Annotated in this window: 7 protein-coding genes and 1 pseudogene; 1 reads left to right on the top strand and 7 read right to left on the bottom strand. The window is 32.3% G+C overall.

The window, feature by feature from the left end:
* Positions 1-122 precede the first annotated feature (122 nt).
* From COC46_RS14315 to COC46_RS14285, 7 genes and pseudogenes are all read right to left on the bottom strand, one after another.
* Positions 123-2906, bottom strand: coding sequence for a glycosyltransferase (locus COC46_RS14315; protein ID WP_255294909.1), 2784 nt, complete (start codon positions 2904-2906; stop codon positions 123-125).
* Positions 2907-3023: 117 nt separating this feature from the next.
* Complete coding sequence (locus tag COC46_RS14310) at positions 3024-5678, bottom strand: glycosyltransferase family 2 protein (RefSeq protein ID WP_098810385.1); 2655 nt, start codon at positions 5676-5678, stop codon at positions 3024-3026.
* A gap of 182 nt (positions 5679-5860) precedes the next feature.
* A pseudogene (gene tagH / locus COC46_RS14305) lies at positions 5861-6685 on the bottom strand (teichoic acids export ABC transporter ATP-binding subunit TagH); the annotation flags it as partial.
* Positions 6686-6697: 12 nt separating this feature from the next.
* Positions 6698-7504, bottom strand: coding sequence for an ABC transporter permease (locus COC46_RS14300; RefSeq protein ID WP_098810383.1), 807 nt, complete (start codon positions 7502-7504; stop codon positions 6698-6700).
* A complete protein-coding gene (locus COC46_RS14295) occupies positions 7501-8781 on the bottom strand; it encodes a nucleotide sugar dehydrogenase (protein ID WP_098810382.1) in 1281 nt (426 codons plus the stop codon). Before COC46_RS14295 ends, COC46_RS14300 begins: the two co-directional genes overlap by 4 nt.
* 168 nt (positions 8782-8949) lie before the next feature.
* Positions 8950-10260, bottom strand: coding sequence for a glycosyltransferase (locus COC46_RS14290; protein WP_098810381.1), 1311 nt, complete (start codon positions 10258-10260; stop codon positions 8950-8952).
* Positions 10253-11464, bottom strand: coding sequence for a glycosyltransferase family 4 protein (locus COC46_RS14285; RefSeq protein WP_098810380.1), 1212 nt, complete (start codon positions 11462-11464; stop codon positions 10253-10255). Before COC46_RS14285 ends, COC46_RS14290 begins: the two co-directional genes overlap by 8 nt.
* A 280-nt stretch (positions 11465-11744) precedes the next feature.
* Between COC46_RS14285 and COC46_RS14280 the strand changes: the two genes are divergently transcribed.
* Positions 11745-12680, top strand: coding sequence for a GDP-mannose 4,6-dehydratase (locus COC46_RS14280; protein ID WP_098810379.1), 936 nt, complete (start codon positions 11745-11747; stop codon positions 12678-12680).
* The last annotated feature ends 784 nt before the right edge of the window (positions 12681-13464 follow it).

Here is a 13464-nt window from a genome sequence, read left to right as displayed (position 1 = left end):
GTGGAAATCAACATCATACAACTTCTTTAAATCGATTTTTACACAAACTAAAATCAAAATCCCCTTCGTATTTTCTTACAAAGGGGATTTTCTCTATACTGCTATTCGACTTTCAACTTCACTTAAACATTAACTAAATCCGTTTTATCAGCTAATACATATTCATTATAAATACCTTCATAATCTTTATTAGCTGCATAGTTAGCAAAACGGATAATGTCCGGATTAATTGGATTTACTTCATCTTTATAGATATTCCAAATATCACAAAGAATTTCAATTGCCTCAATCGCATCAGTTTCTTTAATTTTCTTTAACTTCGCTAAATACCAGTTTTTAAAGTAATACTCAAAGCGCTTTTCTAAATATTCATCTAAAATCTCATATTTTCTCAAAGCTTTAATTCTTTCGTGCTCAAGAATATTAAATTTTCTAAAGAAGTTTTTCGTTATCGTATTGACAGTTGATCCAGAAACAGCTGCGTAGTAAATGTGGATATCTAATTTTACTAATTTTACATTAGTAGCATTCAATAATAATTCATGGAAGAACAGTGTATCCTGACCTGCTGCCCCTACAACCATTTTTAACTGATTATTCGTAATTAACGATTTCTTAGCTAAAACAGCTTGAATACTTGCTGCTTTAAACGAAGAATCCACTAATACTTGTTTTGTATTCCCTTTTATTTCAAATTGTTGCTTATTGACATCTTTTACTGCACTGACGTAGTTCAAACGCACTTCACGATCAGACACACGATAAATATTACCAACGACAAAGTCATAGTCACCTTCAACAATTTCTTCGTACAGTTTTGCATATCCATCATTTACTGCTTCGTTATCTGGATCTAAGAAGGTAATATAGTCAGTTGTACTCATTTCAATCCCTTTATTACGAGGTCTTGAAGCAGTACCACTTCCACCATCGGTATAGAAATACGTTGTAACGTTTGGATAGTCTCTTGCAATGCGATTTATAATCATTGGAGTGTATGAATCAGTCGATCCATCATCAACGATAATGACTTCCATCTCGTCAAACATACTACTTCTTCGTAAGCTGTAGAAACATTTATTTAATAAGTATTCACCATTGTTATACGCAGGAATAATAACAGAGAACTTATATTGTTTTGTTTGTGGCTTCGCAAGCTTAACTTGGTTATTAAATTCAAAATGATCAATACTATAACCATTTTCAATCGCCTGTTCACCAGTCATTTCAAGTAAATTATTAACACTAAATAATTCCGCCCAGAAAATCGTACGGTATTTATCCTTCATTGTCGTCACATAATCATGTTCTACACCGTCTACTAGCGTATCACCATCATAGTAACCATCTTTCGTCACATAGGCACTATTCGTATATTTAAAACCATTGATCATGTCCTCTAAATAATACTCATAGTACTCTTTCTCTTCATGGAAAAATGCGATTAAATCGTACTGAGCTTTAACTGTTTCGGTAAATTCATCAACCGTGATTAAGTGCTTATTTTCATATGTTTGATATTCGAACATCTCTTCAATTTTGTCTGTCTTTTTCTCAACCACAACTGCTACTGAACGTTCATTTGGTTGATGTGGGAAGCCAACAAATTGTAATAATCTTTCGATACGTTGAACAGTTGTCTCATGGCTCATTACTTTACGAATTCCTTGAACCTGATGCTTATACAGTTCATCTTGTGTATAGCCATTTAAAATATGGCTGACTTCACTAGAATCATGCACAATAAATACATTTGGGAACTTATTGTTAATTGACATACTATAGTTGGACAACATTAAATTACCAAGTGCTTGTAATTCAAATACACGATTTGCAAACATCGTTGGGCTATACTTAACTGAGTTTAAATTCAATGACCAATCATATAATTTATGAATTTTTTGTAGGTCTTCATGGTTAATCGCAGGTGAGATATAAGGAACATATTTTTTCGGGAAAAAATGCTGCTCTAAAAATAAATTGTAATTTCGGTCAACTAGCTTTAATTTATGATCCGCATTGATGACGCCTTCAAAAATAGTTTTTGAATCTTTTTGACGCTGTGGATATTTTAAATACCATGAGCCTGCAAAAAATACTTCTTTCTCACGACGATATTTTTTAAAGCCAACAGGGTTGTGATATAAAGGATTCACACCAAACTTCATTACATCAACGTTTTGATTATTACAATCGGTTTTATAATTTTCAACAACTTCCTCGGCTGTCGTAAAAATATAATCAGCTTTTTGAGCGATTTCAATAAAACGATTATAGTTAACCGGGTCTTCCTTTGAATAAAAGACACATTTAATCCCATTTTCTTTATACGTTTCAATAATTTCAAATATTCCTTCACGTAATGAGCGATTATTTGGATTTGCAAGCCCTTTCCATTCGTTGTTTAAGCCTTTCCAAGCTGAAGCAACAATAAAAATATCTAATGTATTCGTATATTCTTTATAATTATCTCGCGTAATATAAACGAAATTTGCAATACCTTTAAATGAATTAAATAAAAATTCATCTGCAATAATCCCTATATTAGCATTAATTTGTGGATAATATCTGCTACCATTACTTTCAGGAATTTTGTCGATAATTGGTTTAACTTCATCATAGTATCCGGTATCACTGTGTTCTTTAAGGAAATTAATATATTCCCCTTTTTCCGATTCCGACATATTACGTTCTTTAGTTGTATTTGCTTTGTTGCTTGAACCTTTCAGCTTCTTTTTTAATACCGGACCAATTTGACCATTATTAATTAGCTGGACAGTTCTAATTGATTTACGAACCATCTTTTTTAAATTCATTAATAATGGACTATCATTTTTTGGATCGATTTCAAGTGATCTCTTTAATTTTAATTTAAAATCAGAGCTCTTTTTTGGATTATCTGACAAAACTTCTCCCCCATTCAAATGGTTAATCAAATTGTTGAGGTAATTTTATTTTTTCCTCTTTATATTGCTCTTATTCAATTGGCATAAATTGTAGTGAAAACGGTATTTCTAAAACCGTTACGATTGTACATATTCATCCACAATTTTGTCATACTCTTTTAGTTTACATAGTTCGTCAAATCTTGCAACTACCGAGCTCTTAATATTGACATACTCTTTATAATAGTTCCAAATTTCCACAGTAAGCTTAACAGATTCAAGCGCTTCCTCTTGTTTGACAAGTTTTAGTTTCTCTAATATCCATTTTTCAAAATATGCCTCAAAACGTTTTTCGGCATACGCTTCTAACAGTCCATGCTGCTGTAAGAAATTTATGCGAGGTTGTTGAACAAGCATATATCGATAGAAGAATCTTGATGTTACGGTATTCACAACTGATCCTTCAACTTCAGCGTAATAAATATGGATATCCTCATTCACTAATTTTATTGTCTTTGAATAGGTAACCAATTCCTCGAAAAATAATGAATCTTCCCCTGCAGCGCCTTCTACCATTTCGATCTTGTTTTCTGTGATCATCGACTTTTTAACGAGCAATGCTTGAATACTTGCTACTTTAAAGCCCGAATCGACTAAGATCCTTTTTGTATCGCCTTCGATCAGATCTTTTTTATCGTTTACATTTTTAGCAGCATGCACGTAGTTTAAGCGCATTTCTCGGTCAGAAACACGATAAATATTTCCAACAACTAAATCGACATCCTGGGAAACCATTTCGTAATATAATTTAAAGTAGCCATCACAAACTGCTTCATTATCAGGATCCAAATAGGCTACATAATCGGTCGTCATTAATTCAATTCCCTTATTTCTTGGTCGAGAAGCACTTCCACTTCCACCATCATGAAAGAAAAATGAAGAAACGTTCGGATATTGTCTTGTGAGACGTTTGATAATCTTCGGTGTAAATTGATCGGTTGAGCCATCATCAATTAGCAGAATTTCCATCTCATGGAACATACTACTCCGTTTTAAGCTTTGCATACATTTATTTAATAAGAATAAGCCATTATTATAAATCGGGATAATGACCGTAAACTTATAATTCGCTTGTTCTGGTAGCGCTGTTAAACACTTTTCTTCAACTTCAAATGGATCAATACTATAGCCATTTGCAATTGCTGTATTTTGTTTTAGCTTTAATAAAGTGCTTGCTTTAAAGGAACTAGCCCAAAAGACTGTTACGTATTTATCCTTCATCTCACTGACGTACTGATGTTCAATCCCTTTATTGCCAAGATAGGAATCCATTGTAATATAATCACAAAATGTATACTTAAAGCCATTTACTAAATCCTCTAAGTAAAATTCTCCATATTGGTAATCATCATGTAAAAAAGCAACCAGATCAAATTGGGATTTCTTCGCTTCTGTAAATTCAGCTTCTATTAAAAGTTCCTTATGCGGATACGTTTGTGCATTAAACATCGTAACGATATGGTCTGTTTTTTCCTTCGTTATGACGGCAATTCGTCTTTGCTGTACTGGTGCATTTAATCCAATATGAGAACACATTTCGGCAAAACGGTCAAAAATTGTGTCCTTTTTAAACACAGTTCGGACACCAGCCATTTGATTTTCATACACATCATTCTCGCTATATTTACTTAATATCTCCTTAATTTCAAATTCAGAATAAGCATTATAAACACTTTGAAAACAATTGTGTATATCAGAATGATAATTTGAAATGAGCGTATTTCCTAAAGCCATACAGGCATGAAGATCCTGATTGTAATGATAGAACTTTTCCTTGTTCTCGTTATACAGAAAGATTGTTTGGAAAAATTTTAAATAAGCATACTTATATTTTTCAGAAACAGGCGGAGCTAAACTTTTTTGATACTCCTCTGGATAAACATACCCTTGATGATCATTCAGCTTTGTATCATAGATGACAATCTCGTTTTCAGCACTCACTGCGCCATTAATATAAGTAGTTAACGTATTTATTCGTTTACTGTCATTAGGTTCCCAATACTCATACAAGGCTGCTTTATCTTTATACTTATGTAATCTCGTTCCGATTGGATTGTGAAGAAGTGGATTAATACTTGTTTTTAAGACATGAACATTTTCGTGATATTTTTCTGATTTAAAATTTTCAGAACTTTTAAGCTGCATAGTGAAAACGGCATCTACTTCGGCAAATACAGTGTCTAGCCTTTTAAACAATTCAGTATCATCTAAAGCATAATACATTACTTTCTTTGATTTTGCTGTAAAATGCTTAATCAGTTTGATTAGCTTTTTACGAACTGAATCTGATTTTGAACTGGCTAGTCCTTTCCATTCCTGCGGTAAATTCTCTAAATCAAAAGCAATCAGTAAAACATCAATCTCATCGCTAACAGCTTGGTAATTTTGTTCTGTAATTCGCATTGACTTTGCAACAGGTTCATATGTTTCAAAAAATTGCTCGCAAGATACAATTCCAAGCTTTAGCTTCTGTTTTGTATAGTATTTACTACCATTGCTCATTGGAAATTCGCTTAAGAGATTCTTGTGATTTCGATAAGAATCATTTTTTATTGCTTCATTTTCATATTTTTCATTAAAAGCTTTAATCGCAAACTTTGGATCCACTTTTGATGAAGGTATCTGTATGATCCATTGTTCTTCATCATCATGTTTGCCGATCTTCTTTTCAAATATCGTACTTGTAGCATGTTTAAGGATAGCTTTTGTTCGTCCAAAAATCGTATTACTCATTATGTCACTCCTTTTTTTACATGTCCCAGCAATTAAAGAGCGTTTCTTATGAAAAAACACTCTAACTATTGAATAGCTATTACAATAGTTAAAGAGTGTTCAATCAGTACCATATAGTATTTTTTTCGTAATTAGACATGAAGAAATTTTGATACATTTTACTTTCTAAAAATATCAAAAATTCCTTTTTTCTTTTCTTCATCATCTGTCATTAACAGACCATGAGTATTTTCTTTTAATTGAGCAGCTTTAAACTTTATGCGCTCTTCAGGCGACAGTTTTGTATAATCAGCTAAGAATTTTTGGTACTGTGCTGTTACTGGTAGCACATCACCATAATCCTTAACCTTACCATAATGTACCCAAAGTGCTTTTGTACAGAATGATTTCACTTGAGCAAGCGAATGACTAATAAAGAAAATTGTTTTACCAGCTGCTTTAAATTCATTCATTTTATCAAGACATTTTTGTGTAAATGTAGGATCACCTACAGAAAGTGCTTCATCAATTACAAGTACATCAGGATCAATATTAATCGCAATCGCAAAACCTAAACGTGAACGCATACCGCTCGAATAGTTTTTTACAGGCTGATTAATAAATTTTCCTACTTCGGCAAATTCAATGACCTTTGGCGTAATTTCTTGAATTTCTTTTTTGCTTAAGCCCATCATTAGGCCTTTTAATTCAATATTTTCTAAACCAGTTAATTGACCACTTAATCCTGCCGAGATGGCAATAAGTGAGGCAGTTCCATCAACGAATACTTCACCTTGGTTAGGCATTGTTACACCAGAAATTAAGTTGGACATTGTACTCTTCCCAGAACCGTTCAAGCCAATAATTCCAACAATCTCACCAGATTCAACTTTAAAAGAAACATCGCTTAAAGCATAGTGATAGTCACCAGTTTCCTTCGATGTAAATAAATCTTTAATTTTATCAACCTGTCTAGTGTACATCTTATATTTTTTTGTAACATGTTTAAATTCTACTTTTGTACTCATAGGCATTCACCCTTACAAATAATCCACGAAGTTTCTTCTAAACTTAACGTGTAGTGTAGTTCCAACAATTAACATAATAACAACTAAGCCCCAGAAATAAGCTGTTAATGGAGATAAAAGATAATTAAAGTTGTCATAAATTAATGCTGAACGATAACCCTCTACAACATAGAAGAATGGATTTAATTTCATTAAGTCTAATAAAAACTTTGGAGCATGTTCACTTGCTTCCCATAATACAGGAGTCAAATATAATAACATTCTAGTAGCTTGCTGAATTAATAAATGAATATCTCTCATCATTGTTGATAATGTCGAAGTAATAAATGATAAAGAGAGTAAGAAGCAAAAACTAGCAAAGATATAATACAGCAGTTCAATTAGATGAATATTTCCTATTCCTACTGTAATGGAAACAATCGTAATTAATAATATTAATAAAACTAGATGAGTATATAATTGAGCAACAATAACGTATGTCGGCGTAATACTTAGAGGGAAATTCATCCGAGCTACAGTATTAATTCTATTATAGATTGCATTTGAACCTTGCATAATCGATGCACTAATAAAAAACCATGGTATTAGTCCGCAAATCATCCAAGTGAAGTAAGGAATGCCATCAATTGGTCTTCCTCCACGAATACCTAGCCCAAACGTTACACCATATACAGCAATTTGGATAATTGGATTTAAAATGATCCATATACCACCAAGAAAACTGTTTGCATAGAGCTTTTTCAGCTCATATGCAGACAGTCTACCTATCATATATACATTATTAAATTGTTCAGAGAATACGGTTTTTAACGAATTCATACCGTAACCTTTCTAGAGTTTACTACTGTATATAAATTACCAAAGTTTACAAATTGCATTTTACCCTCATTTGTTTTAACGCAATTACGTGTATCAAATAAAACTGGTTTTGCCATTTTTTCAGCTAACTCATCAGTGTTCATTGTTTTAAACTCATCATGATCAGTTAGAACTAATATTAAATGTGCATCTTGTACAGCTTCTTCTGCTGAGAATAATTTGAATGTATCAGATTCTACATGAGGATCATGTACTGCTACTTCTAAGTTTTCATTACGTAAGATGTCAATAATATCCATAGCTGGACTTTCACGCATGTCATCTACGTTTCCTTTATAAGTAACACCAAATGCTGCGATTTTTGGATTTTCAATTCCTTCAACCATCGCTTTAACATTATTTACAACATACTCAGGCATTGATACATTGATACCACGAGCTAAGTTGATCATTTGAGCTTGTTCTGGTGCTTTAGCTACAATAAAGTATGGGTCAACTGCTAAACAGTGTCCACCAACACCAGGTCCTGGTGAATGTAAGTTAACACGTGGGTGTTTGTTAGCCATTTGGATTACATCTAATACATTGATTTCTAATACATTACAAATTTTTGTTAATTCATTTGCTAATGCAATGTTAACATCACGGAAAGTATTTTCCATTAACTTAGACATTTCAGCTGTTTTTGCATCAGTTTTAATGATTTCACCTTCAACAAAAAGACCATAAACTTTTGCTCCAGCTTCAGAACATTTTTCTGTTACGCCACCAACGATACGGTTGTTGTGAATTAATTCATGTAAAATTTGACCAGGTAATACACGTTCTGGACAATGTACTAAGAAAATATCTTCCCCAACTGTAAAACCAGCTTCTTCAACAAGAGGTTTTACAAAATCGTCCATACTACGTGGAGCAATTGTTGATTCTACAATAATAACATTCCCTTTTTTAACAAATGGTAACACTTGTTTTGTAGCTTGTAATACATAGCCTAAATCACATGATTTATATTCATCGTTATTATTAGGAGTTGGAACTGCAATAATAAATGCATCAGCCTCTTCAGGAGTTAATGACGCACGGAAGTTTCCTTTTTCTACTACTTCTTTAACTACATCACCTAAACCAGGCTCTTCAATATGAATTTCACCATTATTTAATTTATTTACAACTTCTGGAAATAAGTCTACACCTACTACAGAAGCACCATATTTTGCAAACATTGCTGATGTTGGTAAACCAATATATCCTAATCCCATTGTACAGATTTTCATTTAAATCCCCTCACATTCAATTTTTTTTAATTGCCTTTAAAATCGACAATTTATGTGAAAATATTCATTTTTAACATATTACATTCTATATCTAATCAATTTAAACATCAAATATTTTTATACTAATTTTTCTTTACATTTGTATTATGTTCAATAAATTGTTAAATATCATTTTACCTGGAGTGTCTTGCGATAAATCTCCACAAAGATTTTCTTTTCGACATTCCAATTATATTTTTCGCGAGCGATGAGACAATTTTTACTCATTTCATCTCTCACCTCTGGATGATCCAGCAAATAATTAACACCTTCTGCAATTGAATTTGGATCATGTGAATCAACACAAATACCCGTCTTTTCCTTATCAACTACTTTTTGAATTTCAGGAAAACTACATGCGATTGCAGGTACACCGCTCATCATATATTCAAACAGTTTATTTGATGAAGCAGAATAGTGATTAAAATTAATATTGTTCAATACTTGAAAGCCTAAATAAGCATTTCGAGTATAGTTTAACAGTTCATCTACAGGCACTTTATCAATAAATTTAACACGATCATGTAACTGATGCTCGTCCACTAGATTTAATAAGGTAGGTTTTAATTTCCCATCGCCTATAAATACGACAATTCCACGTTTAAACTGTGGTACTGCTTGAATAACTTGCTCCAACCCTCGACCTTTTTGAATACCACCTTGATACAAAAGAATCGGTTCCTCTTCTGAAATTCCAACTAACTTATGCAAGTTAACTGAGTGGTTCTCTTCTGGATGGGAAACGAAAGGATAGTTATGAATAACCTCAGGATAGGGGATGCTATACAAATCTTGGGTAAACTTTGCTCTCGTGTCATTTTCATGAATCATAACATCAATAAATTTAATTAAAAATTTCTCTATTTTACCGAAAATGGGATTCTCATACCCAGATCGACTTGACTGTACTTCATGTGAATCATATATTAATTTTTTTCGTCGGAATAGTTTAGCTCCAACAATTGCTTGAGGCAATGTATTTAAATCATTTGCATGATAGATATCATAATTTCTCATCAATCCGTAGATTGTCATTTCAAGTATCGAGTAACCTCTTCTACTTGCTACTTTTACAATTCGATTGCTGAAGATTGTAACCAATAGTACGGTACTAATTGTCGTAATTGGCATATTAAACAAACAAAGAATAACTAAGATCAAAGCTAAAATTTTCGTAAAAATATTCATCTTAACAAAATCTGTTATATACGACGAAATCAGCAATGGCCAACGTAAAATCATAGGTAATTGGTCATTTACACGAATGACTCTAAAACCTTCATTGCGGTTTTCCCTTTTTGGTAATTCTTTCATTTCAGAATTATGCAGTGCAATCAAATCTACTTCATATCCGGCTTCAACTAAAGCTGAGCATTCACGAAGCACACGTGCATCATTTGTAAAATGATTGAAAACAAATGCACAAACTTTTTTACTCATCGATATCCTCCAAAGCCTTTTCTAAAACACGGATATTCGTTTTCCATCTCAAATGCTCATAAGCATATTGATATCCGTTTTCCCCTAATCGGGTACATAATTCTTCATCACTTGCAAGTTTCAAAATATTATTTGCTAAAGATTCAACACTATTTTCAGTTGAAACAATACCACAATTAGATTGATGGATAATATCACTTGCATAACCAGCAACATCACCAATTATTGGCTTTTTCACACACATATAATCAATAATCTTGCCTGGCAATACTGTTTTAAAAACATCTTTATCTACTAAACTAACGTAGGCAATATCTGCCTTTGCAACTAAGCTTAACGTGTCATTTCTAGATCTAGCTGTCTGAAGATTAATATTATTTAATTTCTTCTCTTTTATTAGCTTTTCCAATTCATTTAAGTGGTAACCGTAGCCCACAATCGTGAACTGAATATTGCTTTCATTTTTTAAGTTCTCAGCAACTTTTATTAACTTTTGAATATCTTGTGCCAAGCCTAAATTACCTGTATAAATAACCGTTTTTTTATCATTAATGTTCGGATTGTTCACATCAATACTTAATTCATCTTCAGTTAGTGAATTCGGCATAAAGTAAATTTTTTCTGTCGGAACATTTTTGCCATTCATATAGTTAATAAAACTTTTACTATTTACAAAAATTTTCGTTGCTTTACGATAAAGCAAATCTTCTAGTTTAAATGCCATGGAAAGAATCAAAGGATTTGAAAATACCCCTGCACCAATGATTGATTCTGGCCACAAGTCTCTAATATCAAGGATCAATGGAGCCTTTAACTTCCACTTAGCGACTAACCCTGCAAAACCTACAAATATAGGTGGTGACGTCACGAAGATATAGTCTACTTCTTTCTTATATCGAAAGATCTCTAATATAAAACGAAACATAACTTCTAAATATAGAAATAAGCGTTTAAAAATACTATTAGAATGTTTTTTCACAAGAGGTTCAATTCGAATAACATCTTCTTCATTTAATTCCGTATCCCAAAAACGTTCATTCTCATACAATTCTTTACTTGGATATCTCGGCTCAAGCGTTAATACTTTAACGTCATATCCTTTTTCATTCAGTTCCATATAAATGTTTTTCAGACGATTTGCTGCACTTCCGATTTCAGGATAGAAATGTTGTGTAATTAAAAGAACTCGTTTTTTTGATGACATTATCGAAAGCACCTCCTCTTAATCTAAATGTCAATTTTAACTAAAATCACAATTTTACATCATTCTACAAAATGCTACAAAACAAAATAATTTTATCATAGAACAAGTAGATATTCCATTAATAATTGATTTTTTAACGTTTTAGATACTTAAAAATAATATTTCAATCTAGTCTGAATTACATACTTCATTGGATTAATTTTCACAAATTATGATAAAATTAGTAAAAGCTAAAATAAAGTAAAAAAATAAAAACATATTATAATTGAGGAGATTCTAGATGAAAAAAGTAGTTGTTACTGGCGGAGCTGGCTTTATTGGATCAAACTTAGTTAAAGCATATCTAAAAAATGACTATGAAGTGGTTGTAGTAGATAATTTAAAAACTGGAAAATTAGATAATATTCCTCCTGGTGTCATGTTTTATGAAGTGGATATCCGTGATCCACAATTCATTGAAATCATTTTAAAAGAGAAACCAGATGTTATTAATCATCATGCTGCCCAAATCGATGTCCAATTTTCAATTCAAAACCCAGTTGAAGACGCAAGTATTAATATATTAGGTACATTAAATGTTCTCGAATCTCTTCGTAAATTAAAAGAACAGAAGGATTGTCGTCTTGTTTATGCCTCTTCTGCTGCTGCATATGGTAATCCCTCTTATCTAGGCGTTGATGAGAAACATTCGACTTTACCGATTTCATTCTATGGTGCATCTAAGCTGTCTCCGGAATTTTATGTTCAAATCTATCATGATTTATACGATATTCCTTATTCAATCTTCCGCTATGCAAATGTGTATGGAATTGGTCAGGATCCAAAAGGCGAAGGTGGCGTCATTAGTATTTTAGTAGAACGAATTATGAATAATTCATTATTTACAATTTACGGTGACGGTGAACAGACAAGAGATTTTATATTTGTTGATGATATTGTACATGCTAATTTATTAGCAAGTGAGAGGTCAATTAATGATTTTTGTAATATCAGTACACATACTCCGACAACGCTTCATGAATTGTTGAATATCGCTGAACAGGTGATCGATCGTAAAATTGAAACTACTTATGATAAAGAAAAACCAGGGGATATTAAACATAGCTTTTTAACGAATGATAAAGCTGAGAATCTATTAAATTGGAAGCCAAGCTATTCATTATTTGAAGGGCTTAAAAAAACGATTTCTTATTATGAAAAGATGAATAATCAGTAATGTGGCTAGATCTCAAGGGTGAAGTATTTTTCGCCCTTTTTTTATGTTCTTTTTTTATTTTTTGTTCTTTCTTTTCCTATTTAAATGGGTTCTATTAAAGTAAAAAATAAAAACCACTATACAACTGTTGTTTCAATTTAAAGGAAGTTGGATGATGTTGATTTCCACTGCAGGTTGCTCGCTTTCCATGGGGCGAGACTTGAGCCTCCTCGGCTTATGCCTGTGGGGTCTCAAGCTTCCCGCATTTCCCATAGGAGTCGAGCATCCTTTCGTTGCAATCAACTTGTTCTACAAAAAATGGATACATTTAAAGAACTTAATTACTCTTTACTAAAGGGAAAAATATTATTTAATTACTTAGTAGGTTTTTTGTCTACCTGTATAGATTATCGAGTTATAAATTAATAATTTATACCATTAATTTTTTTCGATTTAAAGGAAGCTGGGTGTTGTTGATTTCCACTGCAGGTTGCTCGCTTTCCATGGGGCGAGACTTGAGCCTCCTCGGCTTACGCCTGTGGGGTCTCAAGCTTCCCGCATTTCCCATAGGAGTCGAGCACCCTTCCGTTGCAATCAACTTATTCTACAAAAAATGGATACAAATAAACAACTTATTAATACCCTTTACTAAAGGGAAAAATATTATTTAATTACTTAGTAGGTTTTTTGTCTACCTGTATAGATTATCGAGTTATAAACTGATAATTTATAACATTAATTTTTTTCGATTTATGATCTGTTAATAAATAATGTTGATTTTCTTGTTCAACTAAATGGCAGTTTA

The sequence above is a fragment of the Bacillus sp. AFS041924 genome (assembly GCF_002577195.1).
In the GTDB taxonomy this organism is placed as follows: domain Bacteria; phylum Bacillota; class Bacilli; order Bacillales; family Bacillaceae_G; genus Gottfriedia.
Note: the sequence above shows the minus strand (reverse complement) of the source record. Positions and strands in the feature narration are given on the sequence as shown.

Bases quoted from the DNA above. Each gene is read 5' to 3' on its own strand.
- COC46_RS14290 (WP_098810381.1), bottom strand. From the start codon at position 10,260: ATGAGTAAAAAAGTTTGTGCATTTGTTTTCAATCATTTTACAAATGAT.
- COC46_RS14285 (WP_098810380.1), bottom strand. From the start codon at position 11,464: ATGTCATCAAAAAAACGAGTTCTTTTAATTACACAACATTTCTATCCT.
- COC46_RS14295 (WP_098810382.1), bottom strand. From the start codon at position 8,781: ATGAAAATCTGTACAATGGGATTAGGATATATTGGTTTACCAACATCA.
- COC46_RS14310 (WP_098810385.1), bottom strand. From the start codon at position 5,678: ATGAGTAATACGATTTTTGGACGAACAAAAGCTATCCTTAAACATGCT.
- COC46_RS14300 (WP_098810383.1), bottom strand. From the start codon at position 7,504: ATGAATTCGTTAAAAACCGTATTCTCTGAACAATTTAATAATGTATAT.
- COC46_RS14280 (WP_098810379.1), top strand. From the start codon at position 11,745: ATGAAAAAAGTAGTTGTTACTGGCGGAGCTGGCTTTATTGGATCAAAC.